This window comes from Paraburkholderia sp. CNPSo 3274 (genome assembly GCF_024206475.1).
In the GTDB taxonomy this organism is placed as follows: domain Bacteria; phylum Pseudomonadota; class Gammaproteobacteria; order Burkholderiales; family Burkholderiaceae; genus Paraburkholderia.
Genome location: NZ_JAMBPR010000019.1, coordinates 103,827 through 125,132 on the forward strand (window position 1 = coordinate 103,827; position 21,306 = coordinate 125,132).

At 65.6% G+C, this 21,306-nt stretch carries 22 protein-coding genes and 1 pseudogene; 12 read left to right on the plus strand and 11 right to left on the minus strand.

What is annotated here, in order from left to right; all coding sequences use genetic code 11:
- Positions 1-30 precede the first annotated feature (30 nt).
- Positions 31-654, minus strand: coding sequence for a glutathione binding-like protein (locus M3I54_RS15535; protein ID WP_254337271.1), 624 nt, complete (start codon positions 652-654; stop codon positions 31-33).
- Between the two features lie 79 nt (positions 655-733).
- Here M3I54_RS15535 and M3I54_RS15540 point away from each other — a divergent pair, with 79 nt between their 5' ends.
- The 4 genes from M3I54_RS15540 (at position 734) to M3I54_RS15555 (ending at position 2,444) form a co-directional block, all read left to right on the plus strand.
- Positions 734-1,402, plus strand: a complete 669-nt coding sequence (locus M3I54_RS15540) for a TetR/AcrR family transcriptional regulator (protein ID WP_254337273.1) — start codon at positions 734-736, stop codon at positions 1,400-1,402.
- Positions 1,403-1,517: 115 nt separating this feature from the next.
- Positions 1,518-1,712, plus strand: coding sequence for a DUF1653 domain-containing protein (locus M3I54_RS15545; protein WP_254337275.1), 195 nt, complete (start codon positions 1,518-1,520; stop codon positions 1,710-1,712).
- A 44-nt stretch (positions 1,713-1,756) separates the two neighbouring features.
- Positions 1,757-1,951 carry a YqaE/Pmp3 family membrane protein gene (locus M3I54_RS15550; RefSeq protein ID WP_254337277.1) on the plus strand — a complete coding sequence of 65 codons (195 nt, stop codon included), beginning with the start codon at positions 1,757-1,759 and terminating at the stop codon, positions 1,949-1,951.
- A 127-nt stretch (positions 1,952-2,078) separates the two neighbouring features.
- Positions 2,079-2,444 carry a hypothetical protein gene (locus M3I54_RS15555; RefSeq protein ID WP_254337279.1) on the plus strand — a complete coding sequence of 122 codons (366 nt, stop codon included), beginning with the start codon at positions 2,079-2,081 and terminating at the stop codon, positions 2,442-2,444.
- A gap of 160 nt (positions 2,445-2,604) precedes the next feature.
- On the opposite strand, the gene M3I54_RS15560 is transcribed toward M3I54_RS15555, so the two are convergent.
- Positions 2,605-2,868 carry a DUF4148 domain-containing protein gene (locus tag M3I54_RS15560; RefSeq protein WP_254337281.1) on the minus strand — a complete coding sequence of 88 codons (264 nt, stop codon included), beginning with the start codon at positions 2,866-2,868 and terminating at the stop codon, positions 2,605-2,607.
- A gap of 390 nt (positions 2,869-3,258) precedes the next feature.
- Between M3I54_RS15560 and M3I54_RS15565 the strand changes: the two genes are divergently transcribed.
- Positions 3,259-3,549, plus strand: coding sequence for a DUF4148 domain-containing protein (locus tag M3I54_RS15565; RefSeq protein WP_254337284.1), 291 nt, complete (start codon positions 3,259-3,261; stop codon positions 3,547-3,549).
- 85 nt (positions 3,550-3,634) lie between these two features.
- Here M3I54_RS15565 and M3I54_RS15570 read toward each other — a convergent pair whose 3' ends face one another.
- The 3 genes from M3I54_RS15570 to M3I54_RS15580 all read right to left on the minus strand — a co-directional run bounded on the left by M3I54_RS15570 (position 3,635) and on the right by M3I54_RS15580 (position 7,162).
- Positions 3,635-3,961, minus strand: a complete 327-nt coding sequence (locus tag M3I54_RS15570) for a 2Fe-2S iron-sulfur cluster-binding protein (protein WP_254337286.1) — start codon at positions 3,959-3,961, stop codon at positions 3,635-3,637.
- Entirely contained in the window at positions 3,958-5,088 is a 1,131-nt protein-coding gene (locus M3I54_RS15575) for a VIT1/CCC1 transporter family protein (protein ID WP_254337288.1), read from the minus strand. Before M3I54_RS15575 ends, M3I54_RS15570 begins: the two co-directional genes overlap by 4 nt.
- A gap of 88 nt (positions 5,089-5,176) precedes the next feature.
- Positions 5,177-7,162, minus strand: a complete 1,986-nt coding sequence (locus M3I54_RS15580) for a sigma-54-dependent Fis family transcriptional regulator (protein WP_254337290.1) — start codon at positions 7,160-7,162, stop codon at positions 5,177-5,179.
- Between the two features lie 279 nt (positions 7,163-7,441).
- Here M3I54_RS15580 and M3I54_RS15585 point away from each other — a divergent pair, with 279 nt between their 5' ends.
- Positions 7,442-7,663, plus strand: coding sequence for a DUF2964 family protein (locus tag M3I54_RS15585; protein WP_254337292.1), 222 nt, complete (start codon positions 7,442-7,444; stop codon positions 7,661-7,663).
- Between the two features lie 343 nt (positions 7,664-8,006).
- Positions 8,007-8,297: a DUF1488 domain-containing protein gene (locus M3I54_RS15590; protein ID WP_028202589.1), complete on the plus strand. Its 291-nt coding sequence runs from the start codon at positions 8,007-8,009 to the stop codon at positions 8,295-8,297.
- Between the two features lie 105 nt (positions 8,298-8,402).
- Here M3I54_RS15590 and M3I54_RS15595 read toward each other — a convergent pair whose 3' ends face one another.
- The 4 genes from M3I54_RS15595 to M3I54_RS15610 all read right to left on the minus strand — a co-directional run bounded on the left by M3I54_RS15595 (position 8,403) and on the right by M3I54_RS15610 (position 12,114).
- Positions 8,403-8,936, minus strand: coding sequence for a cytochrome b/b6 domain-containing protein (locus M3I54_RS15595; protein ID WP_254337295.1), 534 nt, complete (start codon positions 8,934-8,936; stop codon positions 8,403-8,405).
- A gap of 180 nt (positions 8,937-9,116) precedes the next feature.
- Entirely contained in the window at positions 9,117-10,418 is a 1,302-nt protein-coding gene (locus M3I54_RS15600) for an NCS2 family permease (RefSeq protein WP_254337296.1), read from the minus strand.
- 333 nt (positions 10,419-10,751) lie between these two features.
- Complete coding sequence (locus M3I54_RS15605) at positions 10,752-11,021, minus strand: DUF4148 domain-containing protein (protein WP_254337298.1); 270 nt, start codon at positions 11,019-11,021, stop codon at positions 10,752-10,754.
- A gap of 82 nt (positions 11,022-11,103) precedes the next feature.
- Positions 11,104-12,114 (minus strand): AraC family transcriptional regulator, encoded by a 1,011-nt coding sequence (locus M3I54_RS15610; protein WP_254337300.1) that lies wholly within the window; start codon positions 12,112-12,114, stop codon positions 11,104-11,106.
- Positions 12,115-12,339: 225 nt separating this feature from the next.
- Between M3I54_RS15610 and M3I54_RS15615 the strand changes: the two genes are divergently transcribed.
- From M3I54_RS15615 to M3I54_RS15630, 4 genes are all read left to right on the plus strand, one after another.
- Entirely contained in the window at positions 12,340-13,473 is a 1,134-nt protein-coding gene (locus M3I54_RS15615; RefSeq protein WP_254337303.1) for an acyl-CoA dehydrogenase family protein, read from the plus strand.
- 110 nt (positions 13,474-13,583) lie between these two features.
- A complete protein-coding gene (locus tag M3I54_RS15620) occupies positions 13,584-15,296 on the plus strand; it encodes an AMP-binding protein (protein WP_254337305.1) in 1,713 nt (570 codons plus the stop codon).
- Between the two features lie 19 nt (positions 15,297-15,315).
- Positions 15,316-16,101, plus strand: coding sequence for an enoyl-CoA hydratase (locus tag M3I54_RS15625; RefSeq protein ID WP_254337307.1), 786 nt, complete (start codon positions 15,316-15,318; stop codon positions 16,099-16,101).
- 3 nt (positions 16,102-16,104) lie between these two features.
- Entirely contained in the window at positions 16,105-17,253 is a 1,149-nt protein-coding gene (locus M3I54_RS15630) for an enoyl-CoA hydratase/isomerase family protein (RefSeq protein WP_254337309.1), read from the plus strand.
- A gap of 4 nt (positions 17,254-17,257) precedes the next feature.
- On the opposite strand, the pseudogene M3I54_RS15635 reads toward M3I54_RS15630, so the two are convergent.
- A pseudogene (locus tag M3I54_RS15635) lies at positions 17,258-18,286 on the minus strand (chloride channel protein); the annotation flags it as partial.
- A gap of 182 nt (positions 18,287-18,468) precedes the next feature.
- Entirely contained in the window at positions 18,469-18,789 is a 321-nt protein-coding gene (locus tag M3I54_RS15640) for a pyrimidine/purine nucleoside phosphorylase (RefSeq protein WP_254337311.1), read from the minus strand.
- A 227-nt stretch (positions 18,790-19,016) separates the two neighbouring features.
- On the opposite strand from M3I54_RS15640, the gene M3I54_RS15645 reads away from it, so the two are divergent.
- Positions 19,017-21,275, plus strand: coding sequence for a TonB-dependent siderophore receptor (locus tag M3I54_RS15645; RefSeq protein WP_254337313.1), 2,259 nt, complete (start codon positions 19,017-19,019; stop codon positions 21,273-21,275).
- The last annotated feature ends 31 nt before the right edge of the window (positions 21,276-21,306 follow it).

Below are 21,306 nucleotides of genomic sequence, written 5' to 3' on the forward strand. Positions count from 1 at the left end.
TGGCGAGCAAAAATGCCCGGCTCGCGCGCCTCAGTGCCGCGTGCGCCTGAAGATCTCGTACTCCTCGGCGATGGCTCTCGCAACGGCGGGCCGCTCGCGCACGCGTTGCGCGTAGGTCGCGATGGCCGGCCATTGCGATACATCGATGCCCACGTACGGCGCCCAGTTCAGCACGGTCACGAGATAAGCGTCCGCCACGCTGAACTCGTCGAGCAGAAAGGTGCGCGAGTCGAGATGATGCGCGAGCAAGTCGAAGCGGCGCGGGATCTTGCCGCGCGCATAGGCCTTGACGGCATCGTCCACGTCCTTGCCGAGCAGCGGCACGAACACAGCCTTGTGCAGTTCGGTGCCGATGAAGCCCAGCCATTGCTGCAGGCGCGCGCGCTCGCGCGTGCCCGCTGGCGGCGCGAGCCGCGCTTCGGGATAACGGTCGGCCACCCACGGCAGCACCGCCGAGTTTTCGGTGAGCGTCCAGCCGTCCTCCTCGCGCAGCACCGGCACCTGGCCAAGTGCGTTGACGGCGAAGAAGTCGCCGCCTTCGGCGAGCTGCTTCGTGAGCGTATCGACCTGGATGTAGCGTGCCTGCGCGCCTGCCTCGTAGAGCGCGATGCGCGTGGCAAGCGAGCACGCCAGCGGGGCGAAATACAGATCCATCGTCATCCTCCTTTGCGGGTTTTCGGGCTTTTCTGATTTTTGTACTATAGTGAACAAAAATTGCCGATCCGATATTTTTATGCAATCCAGTACAAAAAAGGATAGCCGTCCGCGTGGACGTCCGCGCGCCTACGATCCGGAAGAGGCGCTCGCCCGCGCGCGCGATACGTTCTGGCGCAATGGCTACGCAGGCACATCGCTCGACGACCTGAGCGAGGCGACCGGCATGAACCGGCCGAGCCTCTATGGCGCATTCGGCGACAAGCACGCGCTCTATCTGCAGACCATGGAGCGTTACGTGGAAGCGGGGCGCACGGCGATGGAGTCCGCGCTGGACAGCGCATTGCCGCTGCGCGAAGCGCTGATGCGTGTATTCGACGGCGCGCTCGGCTGGTATTTGCCGGCGCACGACGCGGCGCGCGGCTGCTTGCTGATCGGCACGGCGGCGGTGGAAGCCGTCAACGACGACGCGGTACGCGAGCGTCTTGCCGCAGGATTGCGCACCTTCGACAAGGCGTTCGAGCGGCGCTTGCGCGCGGCGCTCGCGCAAGGCGAGCTGCCACCCGATGCTAGCGCGCCGATGCTGGCGCGCCTCGCCTCCGCGCTATTGCACAGCATGGCGCTGCGCGCGCGGGCCGGCGATTCGCGGGCCTCGCTTCGCGCCATGGCGATGGCGGGCGTCGCGCTGATTTGCGGCGAAGCGCCGGCTGCCGCCGATACGCGTCCGGCGCGGCGGCGCGCGAAGTGACGTTACGCTGAACATTGCCTGCTGGCGTCCGCTACACGGGTCCGCGCGCCGCTTTCCCTTGTTACACTGGCGCAGTCGCGCAGGGACGGCTTGCGCACTCGAAGAGGGGAACACGATGGTGCGCTACAGGCACTACAAGGGTGGCATTTACGAACTGGTTTGCGAGGCGACGCTCGAGTCGGATCCTTCCGTCACGATGATCGTGTATCGCGCTGCGAACGGTACGATCTGGACGCGACCCTCCACCGTGTTCTTCGAACTCGTCGAGTATGAAGGCGGACGCGTGCCGCGCTTCGCGCCCGTCAACTGATTCTTTTCACACTCGTCTTTTCCACGCTTTAGAGGTTTCGCCGAATGCGTTTACTGATTGCGCTGATCTTGCCCTGGCTCCTGTTCTTCACCATTGGGCGTCCGATTGCAGGCATCGTCTGCCTGATCCTGCAGATCACGCTGATCGGCTGGATTCCGGCCGCGATCTGGGCCATGTATTCGCTCAGCCAGTACAAGACCGACCGGAAAATAGAGGACGCGCTCGGTCGCCGCGGCTAAATCTCGGAGTGGGCGCCTGCGCGCCGCCTAGAGGCGTGTTCCGCGTTACAGCGGTAACCCGTGCTCACAATTCTGTAAGAACTTAACGCCGATTCTTCTTTCTTACAAATGGAAAGGAGAGTTGGCTATGTTCAAGTTCGTTCTCACGATGGGCGCCATCGCGCTTCTTGCCGGGTGTGCGGTGGCACCCGGCTACGACTATGGCTACGGCGGCTACGGCCAGCCGTACTCCACCGGTTATTACAGCGGCTACGCGCCGGGCTATGCGCCGGTATATGGCAGCGTGAACATCGGCGTCTGGGGCGGTGGCGGCGGTCGCGATTATCACGGCGGGGACTGGCACGGCGGCGGTGGTGGTTGGCACGGTGGCGGTCCGGGCGGTCACGGCGGTGGACACGGCGGACCGTGGGGGCCGCCGGGCGGTAGTCATGGAGGCGGCCCCGGCCCCGGCGGTGGCGGTCACGGTGGCGGCGGACCGGGTGGCGGCCGTTGATGCGGGCTCGCCGCGCACACTGGCGCGGTTCCGTGGCGCTCCATGATCCGCGCGGAGGCGGGAAATCCGTTTCAAAACGAATCAGGCCCGCCACTCTCACGAGGGCGGGCCTGATGCTTTGCGCGAGAACCCGGCGTCGCAGCCGGGGTTGTCGCGAAACTTACTGGCTCGACTGCGACGTTCCGTTCGTCGAAGGGCCGTAAGCCGTAGCGCGCTGCGTTGCGACCTTGGCTTCGGCAGCCTGAATGTTTTCCGGGTAGTGCATCCAGTCGCTCGGATCGTAGCCGGCGGCGCGCAGTTGCGCGAGATCGGCGCGAACTTCGGCGCGGGTCACGGGTTGTTGCTGGGGTTGTGCCTGCGCGAACGCAGCGGCGGGCACGGTAACAATGGCGGCGAGCACAGCTGCCTTCAGAAACGACTTCATGACGAACCTCCGATGTTTTTTGTGAGGAGCCATCGCATCGGCGTGGCCCATGTCAACAATGTATGTGGTCGGAGGGTCAGGGTAAATACTTAGAAAACGAATTCAGTGTTCTCCTGAGGACAACAATCGAGCGTGAAATCTCCTGAAGTATTGCGCCACACGCTTGCAATAAGGCGAGAAGGCCGCAGATTGCCTGGCCCTAAATTCTCATCGGATTATTGCGAAATCCGCAATTCCAATTCGCCCGAATCGGTCTGTATCCGGCCGGGGCGCTTGCCTAGAATCCACTCACAGCCAGCCGATGCGGCGAGTCGCAGCGAGCCGGCCGAGCACGACAGGGTATGCACCGTCGTTGCGCATCGACGTTAAATAATTCCGGAGGTTGTAATCATGAAGTCGCTTCTCAAGGCTGTTGCCCTTACCGTTGCTCTGGCTGCTCCGCTAGCCGCTTTCGCTCAGGCCGACCAAGGTCTGACCCGCGAGCAAGTGCGCGCGCAACTCGTCGAATTCCAGCAAACGAGCCGCAATCAGGCTGCAGTCGCCACCCAGACGGCCGCGCCTGTCGCCCAGACCGATGGCTCGTTCGGTGGCGTCAGCAACTCGACGTCGGTTGCGGGCGCTCGCTACGTGTCGGAAGCGGCTCGCACCGGTCCGCAATCGGTGTATTTCGGCGGTCAGTAAGCCTGACGGCAGTAAGCAGATAAAAAACGGCCCGCGACTTTGCTTCGCGGGCCGTTTCGCATTTGGGCTCCCCGTCCTGTAGCCGCTACATTTCTTCCGCGTCCGGCACGTCGAGCACGAGATCCGTGCGCGCGACGGCCACGCAGGTCAGCACATAGCCCTCGGCTTTTTCCTCGCGGCTCAATCCGGGCCACTCGATCGTGAAGCTCACTTCGCCGCTCACCACTCGGCACAGGCAGGCGCGGCAGGTGCCGTTGCGGCACATGCGCGGCAGACGGATGCCCTCGAACGCCGCCGCTTCGAGCAAGGTCAGCTCGGGCGGCGCTTCGAAGCTGCGCCCGAGCGGCTCCACGCGGACGACGGGCACGTGCGGCGGGTCGTCCTGCATGCTTTCGTGGTTCATGTCGCTCATGAAAGCGACACCCCGAGCAGCCGTCCCGCGCCCGCCGTGAACGCCGCCGCGGCGAGCCCGATCACGATCTGCCGGAACGCCGAGAAGGTTGCGCTGCGCCCGTTGAAGAGCGAAGTGAACACGCCGACGAGGGCGAGCCCGCACGCGCTCAGCGCGACCGATTGCGCGATGGCCGTGACGCCGTGCGCCCACAGGAACGGGGCGGTCGGAAACGCCGCGCCGAGCGAGAAGAGGCAAAACGAGACGGCAGCGGCCGACCACGGATTGCCGCCCAACTCTTTAGGGTCGATGCCAAGCTCCTCGCGCGCAAGCGTGTTGAGCGCCTCGTCCTTGTTGCGCATGATCTGGGCGGCCACGCGGCGCGCTTCCTCGGGATCGATGCCCTTCGCCTGATAGATGAGCGCCAGTTCGTGGCGCTCGGCGTCGGGCGTGTGCTCGAGTTCGTCGGCTTCCTTCGCGAGTTGCGTGCGCGCAAGCTCCCGCGCGTTGGTCACCGAGAGCCATTCGCCGAGCGCCATGGAGCATGCGCCCGCCACGAGGCCCGCAAGCCCCGTGAGCAAGATCGTGCGATTGACGCTGCCCGCGCCCGCCACGCCCATGATCAGGCAGAAGTTCGAGACGAGCCCGTCGTTCGCACCCAGCACCGCTGCGCGCAGGTCGTTGCCCGACGTCACGCTTTTGTGCCACGACTCGGCGGCGCCGATCGCTTCGCCGTGGGCGTGTTCGGGCTCGCGCTTCTTCGCGACGATCGCCTGCACGATGGTGGCGTGCTGCTGCTCCTGGGCGGAAAGCTTCTCGGCTCCGGGTTCGCGCGCGTAGCGGTCGCGGTCGGCGTATTCGGCGGCGGCGACGGTGGGCAGCACGAGCGAAGGGCCAAACGTGCGCGTGAGCGTTTGCAGCAAGCGCGTTTTTGCGCTGCGCCGATGCGGCCGGGGCGTGACGCCGTTGGCCGCGAGCTTCTCGCGCCAGACGCTCGCGTGCTCGCGCTCGGAAGCGGCGAGTTCGGCGAAGATGCGGCGGCGCTCGTCGTCTTTCTCGACCGCGGATAGCGTGTCGTAGACGGCGGCGCTGTCGAGTTCGTCGGCGAGATTGCGCCGGAAGCGGCTGATTTCCTGAGCGGAGGCCATGGGGCGCGGTGCGGGAAGCGATCCGTCAAGCTTACCCTGGCGCCGCTGTGGCCAGAAGCCGCGCCTCGATCCCGCCCGGCCAGTGCGCTCAGCGGCGCTGACGCAGATGCCGATAGACCGTGTTGCGCGCGAGCCCGAGTTCGCGAGCCGCCGCCGAAACGTTACCGCTGTGGCGCGCGAGGGTCTCTTCGATGAGCCGCGATTGCCAGACGGAAAGGCGCGCGGGTTCGTGTTCCGTGTCGCCCGTCTGGTCTTCAGCCGTGGCACCGGCGGACTGCTCCGCGCATTCGCTCGCGGGGTCGCAATCGTGCATGAGGTCCTCGGGCAGATGCTCCATGTCGATGGCGTCCTCGCCTTCGGCCATGATCGCGGCCGTGCGCAGCACGCTCGCGAGCTGACGCAGATTGCCCGGCCAGCGGCAGCGCGCGAAGCACGCCCGAACGGCCGGCGTGAGACGAGCGGGCGCGCCCGGCACCTCGCGCCGCACGAGCTCGAGCATGCGGGCGACGAGCGCGTCGAGGTCGGTGCGCTCGGCCAGCGCCGGCAGCGTGACGACGAGGCCGTTGATGCGGTAGTAGAGATCTTCGCGGAACGTGCCTTCGGCGATCATCGCGCGCAGATCGCGGTGCGTCGCGCACACGATGCGCAAATCCACCGGTACCGCGCGCGTCCCGCCGAGCGGCACGACGGCGCGCTCCTGCAACACGCGCATGAGCCGCACCTGCTGCGCGAGCGGCATGTCACCTATCTCGTCGAGAAAGAGCGTGCCGCCATGCGCTTGCGCGATCTTGCCGGCGCTGCCACGGCGCTTCGCGCCCGTGAACGCGCCTTCCTCGTAGCCGAACAGCTCCGCTTCGATCAGCGTGTCGGGCAGTGCGGCGCAGTTGAGCGCGACGAACGGCCCGTCGCGGCGCGGCGAATCGCGATGCAGCGCCCGTGCGAGCCATTCCTTGCCGGTGCCGGTGCGGCCGAGCACGAGTACGGGAATGTCGCGGCCGCGCACGCGCGCCACGCGCTGCAGGGCGGCGGCGAGCCGCTCGTCGCCGGTGTCGAGTTCGGCGAGCGTGGGTTGCGGCGTGGTGTCGGTGGCGTTGGGCGCTTTCGCCTGGGCGGGCGCAGGCGTGTATGGCGAGCGGGACGTTTCAGGTACGGCGGTGCGCGCGAACGTAGCGACGCCCGACGTAGCGACGCCCGACGTGGCTGCGCCGGGCGTGGCACGCGCGATCACGCGCACGCCGCTTGGCAGTGTGAGCGTGAGCGGCTCGCCACTCGCGCGCATGAGCTGTTGCATGAACGCCGTGAACGGCTGGCCGAAGAGCGCTGCGAACTCGCGCTGCTGCAGCTCGGCGAGCGGCGCGCCGAACTGGAACAGGGCGCTGCGGTTTGCGCAGAGCAGCGTGCCGTCGGCTGAGAATGCGGCCAATCCTTCGTAGAGCGTACCGATGAATTCCGCACGCGCATGAAACTGGAGCCGGATGGCTTCGGCGAATTCGGTGTTGAACAGATGGTTCTCGATCATCTGCGCCGACATGCGCACGAGCGCGAGCGTGTGCTTGTGAAAACCGCGCGACTCGCCGCTCACGTCGAGTGCGCCGAGCGTGCGCCCGTACGGATCCGCGATCGGCGCGCAAGAGCAAGTGAGGATGTGATTGGCGCGCAAAAAGTGCTCGCCCGCATGCACCGTGGTTGGCTGGCCTTCCACGAGCGCCGTGCCGATGGCATTCGTGCCGCGATGCTGCTCGGCCCACGAAACGCCCGGGCGCAGCGCGACGCGGTGCGCTTTCTCGACAAAGTCACTGTCGGCGAAGCTATGGAGGATCACGCCGTTGCGATCGGTGAGCAGCACCATGCTCTGCGTATCGACGATCTGCGCGTGCAGGACGTCCATGACGGGCCGCGCCTGGTGATAGAGCGTGCGGTTCGTGTCGATCAGCTCGCGCAGGTCGGCGGCGGCCAGCGCGTCGAATTCGGGCGCCTCGGTGGCGCGCAGCCCGAGTGCGCGCGAGCGCGCATGAGCCTGCGCGATGGCGTCCGCGCGGGCCGCGTCGTGCGGCGTGACGGGGCGTCGGGTCACTCGTGTCTCCAGTCGTTTTGGGCGCTACGCTGCGGCGCAGCATGGCAAGTGCGCGAGCGGCGCCTCTGGGGCAGTTCATGGTACAGGATACGCGGCGGCTGCCAATTCGGGTTGAAGCCGGGTTGAAGCCGCGGCGGGGCCACCCCAACTACGCCTTGAGTTTACTGGCGCGGGTGCCATGATGAAGGTGAGGGCGCATTCGTGTCGCGCCCCCGGCGGCGGGCGTTGTTGGCAACTGCGGTTCGCAACTGCGCCGCCCGCTCCGCAGCGGAGTCCGTCATGGTGCACGGCGAATTGAGGATCCTGGTGGCGGTGCTCGCCACGTTCGTTGCGCTCTTTGGCCTCGGGTATGCGATTGATGGATTGATCTTCGACGAGAACAACGTCGTGCTGTCCGGAATGGTGACCGTGGCCCTTGGGATCGTCGCGTTCGTGGTGATGCTCACCCTGCACCCGAAAGACCTCGAACATCTCGATCAGCACCGGCATCGCGAATCCTGACGCGTCCGAGCGGCGCGCATGGTGCGATGCGGCAACCGGCCCAGCGCGTTGGCGCAGGGCTGGTAGGAGAGTGTTTGTGCGCGCAACGGCACGCGGATGCTGCATCCGCAAAAAGGGGACCAGACAAGGGCGTCGCTGGCTATTTCAGGTGTGTGACAACGTCGACCTTGCGGGCGGCAGGAAGTCGTCTAAAGTGAATCAAATCAACCTGCGCGAACGTGTCGTTCGCGATGGTCGATGTTGATCCGCGCGTGCCGGATCGGGGTGTTCCCAGGCACCAGGCTGGGGCGGCCCGAGGAAGGTTGAACGCGGCCTTTTCACCCTCCACCAAAGGCGACCCCCCATGCAGATCATGTTTCCGAATGAGGTGCCCGAGTATTCGGGCCCAGACCTGACCTTGGCGTTTCCGGCGATGATCGATGGCGAGCGGGTGGAGTGTCTGATCACGGCGGCGGCGCTGGAGGATCACTTCGGGGCGGCTTCGCCGCGCGCCGAAGATATGCTCAGCGCGTTCGACCATCATCGCGACCGCATCGAAGCTTGCGCGCGCCGTTTGCTCTCCGAAACACGTGCGCAGTGTCTCGTGCTGCGCAGCGGCTACGTGCGTTTCGTGCAGGCCCACGCCAGCGCGTAGTCAACACAAAAGCGCCCGCAAGTCGCGGGCGCTTTCCGTTCAACAGAATTTTCTTGCCGCGCCCGTTGGGGCGCGGCTTTCGTTTACGCGTGTGCCGCCTTGCCGCTAGATGATGCGGCGCAGCGTGTTATCGCGGAATACGACGTGATGCGCGATAGCCGCGAGCGCATGCAGCCCGATCACCCAATAGAACAGATTGCCGATCAGCACGTGCGCATCCTTGAGGAACTGGCGCGCAGCCGGGTCTGGGCCGACGAGTGTGATCTGCAGATCGAGCCCCGCGAGCGTGACCGGATGGCCGCCGGCGTTGATCATCAAGATGCCCAGGAGCGGTTGCACGAAGATGAACAGATAAAGCGCGAGATGCACGAGGCGCGAGAGAAACGACAGCAATGCGTTCGAGTCGATGTCCGCGGGCGCGCCGCGCCAAAGACGCCACGCGAGGCGCAGCACGGCGAGCGCGAGCACGAGCGAGCCCGCCCAGAAATGCACGTTGCTCCAGAACGCGCGGCTGTCCGTGCCCTTGGGGCCGCGCACCTCGATCGCGAGATAGGCGAGCGCGACGAGCAGGAAGATGACCCAGTGAAAGAAGATGGCGGTCTTCGTGTAGCGTTCGGTTGCGGCGGGGTAAGTTGCCACGTGGCGGCTCCTGTGTGCGGGGATCTGGAGATATCTTCCTATGATAAGGACGACGCGCCGTGCGGGGCAGCTATGCGGCTGCGAAGTTTGATTTGCGGGGTGGCGGCGGTGAAAAGAGGCGCGTTGCTGGCGAACCGCCCGCTAAACCAAAAAGGGTGGCGCGAAGCCACCCTTTTGCTTTTACGCGTTGCCGAGATAGAAGAACCGGAACAGGAACACGGCGGCGATGATCCACACGATCAGCTTCACGTCGCGCACACGCCCCGTGAGGAGCTTCAGACCCGCATACGAGATGAAGCCGAACGCCACGCCATTGGCGATCGAGTAGGTGAACGGCATGACAAGCGCCGTGAGGGCGGCGGGCACGACTTCGGTAGCGTCGTCCCAGGGCAGATCGGCGAGTTCGCGCAGCATCAGGCACGAGACGTAGAGCAGCGCCGGCGCCGTGGCGTAGCCCGGCACGACGCCCGCGAGCGGCGCGACGAACAGGCACGCGAGGAACAGCACGGCCACGGTGAGCGCCGTCATGCCGGTGCGGCCGCCCGCTTGCACGCCCGAGGCGCTTTCGATATACGCCGTGGTCGACGAGGTGCCGAGAATCGAGCCCGCGAGAATCGCGGTGCTATCCGCAAGCAGCGCGCGGTTCAGGCGGTGCATCTTGCCGTGCACGAGCAGGCCAGCGCGGTTGGCCACGCCCATCAGCGTGCCGGTCGCATCGAACAGCTCGACGAGGAAGAACACGAGCACCACGTTGAGCACGCCCGTGGAGAGCGCCGCCTTGATGTCGAGTTGCGCGAAAGTCGGCGTGATCGACGGCGGCGGGGAGAAGATGCCGTGGAACTGGTTGCCGCCGAAGAAGAACGACAGGACCGTGACGCCGACAATGCCGATCAGGATCGCACCGCGCACCTTCAGCACGTCGAGCGTGACGATCGCGAAGAAGCCGATGATCGCGAGGATAGTGTGCGGATCGTGCAGGTTGCCGAGTTCGACGAGCGTGGCTGGGCTGCCGACCACCACGCCCGACGTCTTGAGCGAGATGATGGCGAGGAAGAGACCGATACCCGCTGTGATCGACACGCGGATCGAATGCGGGATGCCATTGACGATGGCTTCGCGCACGCGCAGCAGCGTGACGATGAAGAACAGGCACCCGGAGATGAACACCGCGCCGAGCGCGGCCTGCCACGTGAAGCCCATGCCCTTTACGACCGTATAGGCGAAATACGCGTTCAGGCCCATGCCGGGCGCGAGCGCGATGGGGTAGTTCGCGTAGAGGCCCATGACGAGCGAGGCGAGCGCCGCGACGAGGCAGGTGGCGACGAATACGCTTTCCTTTGGCATGCCGGCGTCGCCGAGAATGGCCGGATTCACGAAGATGATGTAAGCCATCGTGAGGAAAGTGGTGATACCGGCGAGCACTTCGGTGCGCAGGTTGGTGCCTGCTTCTTCGAAACCGAAATAGCGTTTGATGGCGTCCATGAAGATCGGGCCCTTGAGAGTCGAGCGGGTTGTTCGCTGCTTGTTTGTGTGGTTTCTTGCGTGTAGCTGGCGCCGGCAGGCCCTTGACGTGCCCATGCACGCGCGCGCACGCCGTAGCGCGTGGCTACGGGCGCGATTGTAAACAATTGTCCGTCGAGCGCAGAAAAGCCGTCGTGAGCGTGGAGCGGGTACAACAGCGCGCGTGACGGCGGCAGGCATGAGAGGGCGCTCAGAGTGCGCCCTCGGCGGGAGGAAATGGGCACGAATGCTCGCGGGCGCCGGGCGTTGCATCGCCCGATGCCGGATTACTGCGGCCGTCCTGCAATCAAGCGATTACTGCGACATTTGACCGGCGGGAGCGCCATATCCGGCGCGCGCCGCACGCCGTTGCGCGACGATCGCGCCCGCGCGTTGAGCGTTCTCCGGGTAGTCGATCCAGTCGAGCGGATCGTAGCCGGCCTGCCGCCATTCGATCAGATCCGCACGGACCTGGGCTCGAGTCAGCGGTTGTGAGGGATCGTACGGTTGGGCCACCGCCGCAGCCGACGCGAAGCAGCACGCTGCGGCGAGGACGCCGAGCGCTACACGCGGAAGGGAGTTCATGGCAAGGCCTTTCACATTAGGGATATCCCTGAAAGTATAGGCGCTATCTCGTTAACTCAAAGGGCGATCGAGGCTTCTTTCGTTACCCGCGATGCTTCAAAAAGGCATTGCGAGCGTTTGCCGTGCGGTAGTCGGTTGGGCGCTGTCCGGTCCATTTGCGGAACGCCCGATGAAACGCGCTCGGCTCCGCGAACCCGACAGCGGCGGCGACATCGGCGACTGAGCGGCCCGGTTCCTGCAGCGCCGCGATCGCCAGGTCGCGGCGCAATTCGTCCTTGATCGACTGGCAGCTGTGGCCTTCCTGGCTCAGCCGCCGGCGCAGCGTGGCGGGCGCCACGTTCAGGCGCTGCGCGATGGCGTCGGCATCGGGCCACGCGGTGACGGGCAGCGCGCGCAGCGCGCGTCGCACGCGTGCTGCGAACGAACCCGGATTGCGGTACTTCACGACGAAGTTGCCGGGCGCGTTGCGCAGGAACGCCCGCGCCGAGCTGGCGGTCTGGATCACGGGCAGTTCGAGAAAGCCGGGCGCGAATTCGAACCATGTGGCCGGCTGATCGAACGTCATGTCGTCGCAGAGCATGAGCTGGTATTCATGCGCGGCGCCCGGTTGCGGGCAGCGAAAGCGCGCCGCGAGAAGCGGAATGCGCCGCCCCACGAGCCAGCATACGAGCCCGTAGACGAGGATGAACCACGTGGCGTACGCGAACATCGTGGGCGTGGGTTTGCCCGCGCGATGCGAGAGCGTGACGCGCACGCGCGTGGCGTCGATGTCGATCTCGCCCGACAGATCGTCGAGCACGAGCCGCATGAAGTGCACGGCGCGCTGCAGCGCATGGCGGCCCGTGCTGGCGCCGAGCGCCGAGTGCGTCATGGCGATGAAACTGCCGCTTTTCATCGCGTGTGAATCCTGGCCGAAGAATTCGTCGTCGAGCGCGCGCGCGATGCCCGACCACAACTGGCCATATTGCGCCGCGCTCACGCGCGCCTCGGGCGCGAGCAGCACAGCGGGCGCGATGCCGGCGGCATCGGTGAGTGGCGCGATTTCGAGGCCGCCCGCGCGCGCCAGCGCGAGCGTCTCGTTCACGAGGCTCATCGAGATCGTGCCTTTTTCGCTCAGTGTATGGGTTCTCTCCGGTTGCACAGAACCGCCTCCCAAGGGGTTGTCACAGCCTATATGGTAAATCCGATCAACGATTTTGAGCGTGGCGGGCATCGAATACGGTCGCTCGCGTGCCTACACTTTTCGCAAGCCTTGCAGCCGGGGCCGCATCGCGCCACAGTGGAAGGCAAGCGCAAGAGACACAGGAAGGGGACACACATGGACGAGTTCTACACCGACGACCAGCGCATGATTCGCGACGCCGCGCGCGACTTCGCAAGCGAGCAGCTGGCGCCGAATGCGGCGCAATGGGACCGCGACTGCAGGCTGCCCGACGAGGTCGTCAAGCAACTGGGCGAACTGGGCTTTCTCGGCATGATCGTGCCGCAGGAGCAGGGCGGCTCGTACACCGATTACGTGGCCTACGCGCTCGCCATGGAGGAAATCGCGGCCGGCTGCGCCTCGTGCGCGACGCTCGTGAGCGTGCACAACTCGGTGGGCTGCGGGCCGATCCTGCAGTTCGGCACCGCCGCGCAAAAGGACCGCTGGCTCGGCAAGCTCGCGTGCGGCGAGCTGATCGGCGCGTTTTGCCTGACCGAGCCGCAGGCGGGCTCCGAGGCGAACAACCTGTGCACGCGCGCCGAGCTGCGCGACGGCAAGTGGGTGCTCAACGGCAACAAGCAGTTCGTGACCAACGGCTCGCGCGCGAACATTGCCATCGTGTTTGCCGTGACCGATCCCGACGCCGGCAAGCGCGGCATTTCCGCGTTCATCGTGCCGACCGATACGCCGGGCTTCAACGTCGGGCCGCCCGAGAAAAAGATGGGCATCCGCGCTTCGGACACCTGCCCGATCTCGCTGGTGGACTGCGCAATTCCCGAAGCGAATCTGCTCGGCCAGCGCGGCGAAGGGTTGAAGATCGCGCTCGCGAATCTCGAAGGCGGACGCATTGGCATCGCCGCGCAGGCGCTGGGCATCGCGCGCGCGGCCTTCGATGCGGCGCGTGCGTATGCGCACGAGCGCGTGCAGTTCGGCGAGCCCATCATCAAGCATCAGAGCGTGGCCAACCTGCTCGCGGACATGCATACGCGCATCAACGCCGCGCGTCATCTGGTGCATCACGCGGCGCGGCTGCGCACGCTTGGCAAGCCGTGTCTTTCCGAGGCTTCGCAGGCTAAGCTCTATGCTTCCGAAATGGCCGAGGAAGTGTGCTCCCATGCTATTCAGATTCATGGCGGCTACGGCTTCCTGAATGACTATCCGGTGGAGCGCCACTACCGCGATGCACGCATCACGCAGATTTATGAAGGCACGAGCGAAGTGCAGCGGATGGTGATTGCACGGCAGCTTTGAAAAGAAATGAGGAAGACGAAGCAATAATAAGCGAGCGCATATGCGCCATAGCTATGCATGGGACCGGAGTAAGTGCTAAAGCACTAACTCCGGCTCGACAGGAGACGACGATGACCGGGTTCACCCCTTCCGCGCAGGCCTTCATCGACGCACGCGAACTGCTGCTGCGTCACCGTACCGACTACGCACGCGCGTACGATGAATTCGCGTGGCCGAAGCTCGACACGTTCAACTGGGCGCTCGACTACTTCGACGTGATGGCGCGCGGCAACGACAACCCGGCGCTCTGGATCGTCGACGACCTCGCGAACGGCGGCACACGCTATTCGTTCGCGCAGATGTCCGAGCGCTCGTCGCGCATGGCGAACTTTCTGCGCGAGCAGGGTGTTGCACGTGGCGACCGCTTGCTGTTGATGCTGCCCAATCGCGTCGAACTCTGGGACGTGATGCTGGCGGCGATGAAGCTGGGCGCCATCGTGCTGCCCGCCACGACGCAACTCTCGCCCGACGACGTGCGCGAGCGCGTGGCAACGGGCGGCGCACGCTACGTCGTCGTGGACGCCGCCGAACTCGGCAAATTCGATGCGCTCGACCAAAGCGTGAAGCGCATTGCGGTAGGCGCGGCGCCCGATGCGTGCGAAGGCTGGATCGACCTTTCGCGCGCGTACGAAGCGAGCCCCGCGTTCGAACCCGACGGCCCGACGCGCGCCGCCGACCCGCTCCTGCTCTATTTCACCTCGGGCACGACCTCGAAGCCCAAGCTCGTCGAACACACGCATGAGAGCTACCCCGTAGGCCACCTTTCGACGATGTACTGGATCGGCCTCATGCCCGGCGACGTCCACTGGAACATCAGTTCACCGGGTTGGGCCAAGCATGCGTGGAGCTGCTTCTTCGCACCGTGGAATGCGCAGGCCTGCGTGTTCGTCTACAACTACGCGCGCTTCGTGCCGAAAGACACGCTCGCCGCACTCGTGCAATGCGGTGTGACCACGCTGTGCGCGCCGCCCACGGTGTGGCGCATGCTCGTCCAGGAGCCGCTCGCAACGTATGCAGTGAAGCTGCGCGAGATCGTGGGCGCGGGCGAGCCGCTCAATCCCGAGATCATCGAGCGCGTGCGCCACGCGTGGGGCATTACGATTCGCGACGGCTACGGCCAGACCGAAACGACCTGCCAGATCGGCAATTCGCCGGGCCAGCCTGTGGTGGCGGGTTCGATGGGACGGCCGTTGCCGGGCTACCGCGTGGAACTCGTCGATGCTGACGATCATCCCGTGAGCGAGGGAGAAATCGCGCTACCGCTCGCACACCGTCCGCTTGGCCTGATGACGGGCTACGCGAACAATGCGAAGGCGAGCGAATACGCCACGCGCAACGGCTACTACCACACGTCCGATGTCGCCTTGCGTCGCGACGACGGCTCTTACGTCTACGTGGGCCGCGCCGACGACGTGTTCAAGTCGTCCGACTACCGCCTGAGCCCGTTCGAGCTGGAAAGCGTGCTGATCGAGCACGAGGCGATCGCCGAGGCGGCGGTCGTGCCAAGTCCGGACGAACTGCGCCTCTCCGTGCCGAAGGCTTTCGTCATCGTGCGCCAGGGCTTTGAGGCCGGCCCCGAACTCGCACGCGAGGTGTTCCGCTTCTCGCGTGAAAAGCTCGCACCCTACAAGCGCATCCGCCGCCTGCAGTTCAGCGACCTGCCCAAGACTATCTCGGGCAAGATCCGCCGCGTGGAGCTGCGCCGACGCGAAATGGAGCGCAGCGCCGAACCCGCGCGCCAGCCCGACGAGTATTGGGAAGAGGATTTCCCCGAGCTGCGCTGATATCCACACGGAGTCCGAAATGATCGAATTCGAGTACGCGCATGAAGGCGCGGTGGTCCTGATCACCCTTTCGCGGCCGCCTGCGAATGCCTTTACGATCGATGGTTTGCGTCAGCTCCAGCAGGTCATCGAGGCGTTCGACCGCGAGCCGCAGGTGCGCGCGGTCGTCATCACCGGCAGCGGGCCGAAGTTTTTCAGCGCGGGCGCCGACCTCAACGCCTTCGCCAGTGGCGAGCGCGAGGTCGCACGCACGGCGGCGAGCGCGTTCGGCGCTGCATTCGAGGCGCTGCAGAAGGCGCGGCCCGTGGTCATCGCGGCGATCAACGGCTATGCCATGGGCGGCGGCCTGGAGTGCGCGCTCGCGTGCGACATCCGCATTGCCGAGGAGCATGCCCAACTCGCGCTGCCCGAGCCTGCCGTGGGACTGCTGCCCTCTGGCTGCGGCACGCAGACCTTGCCCTGGCTCGTGGGCGAAGGCTGGGCCAAGCGCATCATCCTCACGGGCGAACGCGTGGACGCGCAAACGGCGCTGCGCATCGGTCTCGTAGAGGAAGTCGTCGCGACGGGCGGCGCGCGCGAGGCCGCGCTCACCATGGCCGCGCGTGTTGCGGGCTTGAGCCCGCAAGCGGTCACCTTCAGCAAGTCGTTGATCCATCAGGCGCGCAATGGCGTGCCGCGCGGCGCGGCGCTCGCCGTCGAGCGCGAGCGCTTCGTCGATCTTTTCGATTCGCCCAACCAGCGTGAAGGCGTCAACGCGTTTCTGGAAAAACGCAAACCGCGCTGGCATATTGAAACGGAGAACTAGGCAATGAATGCAATACCCGCTTCCGCCCAGGCTGCAACGGAAGCCGAAAAGGAGGTGCTGTTTCGCGTGGTCAATCGCGTGGCGATCGTCACGCTCAACCGGCCGGCTGCGCTCAACGCGCTTTCGCACGCCATGGTGCGCGAACTGGCCGTGCTGCTGGAACGCGTGCGCACGGACGACGACATCGTCGCGCTCGTGCTGGAAGGGGCGGGCCCGAAAGGCTTTTGCGCGGGCGGCGACGTACGCGCGATTTATCAGCTCGCACGCGAGAAAGCGCGCGAAGGCGCGAACGGCTGGCAGCAATTCTTCGTCGACGAATATCGTCTCGACTACGCGCTGAACACGTTTTCCAAGCCGCTCGTTGCGCTGCTCGACGGCGTGACGATGGGCGGCGGCATGGGTCTCGGCCAGGCGGCGGCGCTGCGCGTGGCGACTTCGCGCACGAAGATCGCGATGCCGGAAACGCGCATCGGGCTCTTGCCCGATGTGGGCGCGACGCACTTCCTCGCGAAGATGCCGGTGGAGATGGCGCTTTACGTGGGCTTGACCGGTGCGATGCTCAGCGGCGCGGACGCGGTACATTGCGGCCTCGCGAATGCCTGCGTGCCAGGCGAATGGCTCGATGGCTACGAGGCGCGTCTGCTGGCCGTGCAATGGTCAGGCGATGTGCATGCTTCGTTGCGCGAAGTATTCGTCGCGCCATGTCACGAGGCTGACGATGGCGCGCTCGCTTCGTTCACGCCGCTCATCGTTCGGCACTTCGAGCGCCGCCTGCGTGTCGAGCAGATCGTCGCATCGCTGCGCGGCGACCTCGAACGCGAACCCTCGCAAGCGGAACAAGCGTGGCTCGAAGCCACACTCGAAGCGCTCACGCACTATTCGCCCACGATGCTCGAAGTCACGCGCGAAGCGCTGCTGCGCGGCCGCCAGATGACGCTCGCCGAGTGCTTCCGCATGGAGCTTGGCATCGTTGGCCGTGCGATCGAGGAAGGCGACTTCTGCGAAGGCGTGCGCGCGCATCTCATCGAGAAGGACCGCAAGCCGCGCTGGGCGCCCGCCACGCTCGTCGAAGTGCGGACCGAACGCGTGCAGCATTTTCTTGCGTCGCCTTGGCGCGGCGAGGCGCATCCGCTGGCGGACCTGGGCGTTTAGCGGTTCAGTCGGAGGACTCGCGCGCCGACGGCTCGCGCAGGGCGGCGAGCCGCAGTTCACGTTCGGCGCTGACTGCTGGCGCGCCGCGAGTAGGGCCCTGCGCACGCACCAGTAGCCGCAGCGTCGCGACAGAACCAGCCACGGCGAGCAGCAGCGGAATCGCAAGATCGTGATTCGCGTGAGTGAATTCGAGAATCAGCACGGTCGCCGTGATGGGCATCTGCATCGAGGAAGCGAGAAACGCACCCGCACCGACGATCGCAAATGCACCCGGCGAAAGACCGGGCCACACGTGATTCACAAGCCCCGCAATCACGATGGCGAGCAGTGCGCCGTTCGCGAGCCCCGGCGTGAGCAGGCCGCCCTTGGCGCCCGCGCGCAACGTGGTCGTCGTGATGAACACGCGCAGCACGAGCAGCATGGCCGCGAGTCCGATGCCGAGATTGTCGTCGAAGCTCAGGCCAGCCGCGCCCTTGCCGTTGCCGAGCAACTGCGGAAACCAGATGGCCAGCAGGCCAATGCCCGCGAAATTGACCAACGTGCAGAGCGGCAGCCGCCAGTCTTTGGGCGAGGCGTCGCGCGCGCGGCTCGTCACGCGTGAGAAGCCGTGCGCGGCCGCGCCGAACAGCGGCCCGCAGAGCACCGACCACACCACGAGCTGCGCATTGATGCCATCGGCGGGCACGTGGTATTGCTGTGCGTCGCCGAGACCGATCCATGCGATTACGGCCGCAATGGCCGAGGTGCTGATCGCCGGCACCGCCACCGACCAGCCGAACGTGCCGAGCAGCACTTCGAGCACGAACATCGCGCCGCCCAGCGGCACGTTGTACACGGCCGCGAGCCCCGCGCCCGCGCCGCACGCGATCATGACGCGGCGCTCCGCGGCGGTGAGGCCCGTGCGCTTCGCGAGCCAGCTCGCGAACGCGGCGCCGATCTCGCGCGGCGCGACTTCGCGCCCAAGCGGCGAACCCATCGCGACGGTCACGATCTGCAGCAGCGCGTGCACGGTCGTCGCGAAAATGGGCATGCGCTTGGCGCCGGGCTGACACGGCGGGAAGACAAGCGTGGGAGTCGCCAGGCGACGGGCTGGCGCCCATTCTAGCGAAGGCATGAGGGCGGCGCGTCCAGCACGTTCAGCGCGCCCCGCACGCCCGGCAAAAGCGAAAACGCCCGCCGCGAGTTACGCGGCGGGCGTTCGAATCGATGCCTCGCTTACAGGTAGCTGCAAACGTAGTCGAGCGTCTCGATCACGTCGATGTCGAAGCGGCTCTTGCCCGGCACCGAGAACGACTCGCCGGCGCTGTAGGTCTTCCACTCGTCGGTGCCTTCCAGGCGGATGCGGCACTGGCCGGCCTGCACTTCCATCAGCTCGGCGGCGTCGGTGCCGAAGTTCAGCGTGCCTGGCAGGATCACGCCGAGCGTCTTGCGCGAGCCGTCGGCGAACAGCACGGTGTGCGAAACGCACTTGCCGTCGAAGTAGACGTTGGCGCGTTTGATTACGGAAACCTGGTCGAATTGTGCTGCTGCCGTCATGGCGGTCTTCCTCTGTCTTCGTGAATGGAACCGGGCGCCGGGACGTCGCGTCGTCCGGGGCGAGGCCGCCATCATACCGGCAGTCGGGCACGGCGGAAGCATGGCATCGCCATATGAATTGCGAATTGAACGTTTACAAACAAATGACGAGTTATTACAATTGCTATCACAAATGAGAATCATGCGCATTTGCAACTACGACAACTCGCCGACCAACTCGCTTACTCATGTCCGTCCATTTCCCAACGCGGATGCGCGCCATCGCCTCCGTCGCTGCGCTCTATTGCTCCGGTTTCTTCGCATCGCCTTTGGTTCACGCGCAGACCGCTCCCGCCGCCGATAGCCCCGCCGCGAGCGCAGCGGCGGCTACGCCGGCATCGTCCACCGCGGCCGAGGAAAGCACGCTGCCCGCCGTGAAGGTCGTTTCGGCGCCTTCCGACATGCAGACCAAAACGCTCGAGTCGTACAAGTTCACCGCGCCGCTCATCGACACGCCGCGCTCCATCACGGTGATTCCGGAGCAAGTGCTCAAGGAGAAGAACGTCACGACGTTCCAGGACGCGCTGCGCACCGTGCCCGGCATCACGTTCCTGGGCGGCGACGCGGCGGCGAATCCGTCCGCGGACCGGCCCGTGATTCGCGGCTTCGAGTCGCGCAACTCGATCTTCGTGGACGGCATGCGCGACTCGGGCGTGCAGAACCGCGAAACCTTCGACGTGCAGAACATCAGCGTCATCAAGGGCCCGGACTCCGTGTATGCCGGGCGCGGGTCGGTAGGCGGCAGCATCGACATCACGACGAAAACGCCGCAGGCCGACAACTTCATCAACAGCAGCGTGGGCCTTGGCACCGACAGCTACAAGCGCGCCACCATCGACTGGAACCAGACGCTCAACGACACCACCGCGTTCCGCCTGAACGCCATGGGCCACGACGCCGACCAGGCAGGCCGCACCGACGTGTACAGCAAACGCTGGGGCGTGGCGCCCTCGATCGCGTTCGGCCTGAACACGCCGACCACGGTCACGGTGAGCTACTACCACCTGAACACCTACGACATGCCCGACTTCAGCGTGCCGTTCCGCTCGACGGGCGGCACGCCGGTGTCGTCCAACCGCGGCCAGTTTTACGGCCTGAACACGCGCGACTACCGCTACGGCCAGACCGATACGGGCGAAGTGAAGGTGGAGCACCGTATCAACGACGCGTGGAAGATCAAGAACACGACGATGTTCGGCCGCTCGACACTCGACTACGTGGCGACCAATCCGCAGTTGACCAGCGCGACTTCGAACATCCTCAGTCTGCAGGCCAAGAGCGGCAAGTACGCGACCAACAGCGTCGCGAACCAGACCGAGGCGAACGGCAAGTTCGACCTGTACGGCGTGCGCCACACGTTCACGGCGGGCGTGGAATTCAGCCACGAGCAGGACCTGTACGAGGGCTATCTCGTGTCCGATTCGGCGGGCAACAACATCCGCTCGGGCGGCCCGTGCTCGGTTGCGTACAACTGCGCGTCGATCAACAACTGGAACCCGAATAACCCGTGGACGGGCAGCATCGTCCTCAATGGCGACAAGAGCTTCCCGGGACCTGCCACGCATACGCAGACGAATATCGCTTCGGCGTACATGTTCGACAGTGTGCAGCTTTCCGAGCGCTGGATCTTCAACGCAGGCCTGCGTTTCGACCGCTATGACGTGAGCGCGCAGCAAGCGGGCGTGGCCGATCTGTCGAACACGTCGAATCTTTTCAGCTACCAGTTCGGCCTCGTGTTCAAGCCGGTGCCGACCTTGAGCCTCTATGCATCGTACGGCACCTCGGCGAATCCGCCGGGCTCGAATTCGGGTCTCGGCGGCGGCACGGACCAGATCACGGCCACGAACAAGGACCTCGCGCCCGAGCGCTCGCGCAATATCGAAGTGGGCGCGAAGTGGGACGTGCTCGATCAGCGCCTCTCGCTCACCACGGCGTTGTTCCAGACCGACAAGACCAACGCGCGCGTAAGCGACGGTCTGGGCGGCACGATCAACGCGGGCTCGCAGCGCGTGCGCGGCTTCGAGTTTGGTTTCGCGGGCAACGTGACGAACAAGTGGTCCGTGTTCGGCGGCTATTCGTACCTCGATGCGATCACGACCGATGCCGGCCCGGCCAGCCCCGCGCTCTCCGGCTTGCCGATGGTGATGGTGCCCAAGCACAACTTCACGCTGTGGACGAGCTACGACGTGCTGCCGAAGCTGACGGTGGGTGCGGGCGCAACGGTTTCGAGCCTGACGTATGCATCGGTTTCGGCGACTTCGCGCAAGTGGACGCCGGGCTATGCGCGCTTCGATGCTTCGGCTACGTGGCGTGTGTCGAAGAAGATCGATCTGCAGCTCAACGTCAACAACATCTTCGACAAGGAGTACTACCAGAGCGCGTACCCGATTTACGCAACCTGGGCGCCGGGCCGCTCGGCGGTGGTGACGGTGAACTTCTATCAGTGATCGCTAACGGCGAGTCATAAAAAAGGGGCGC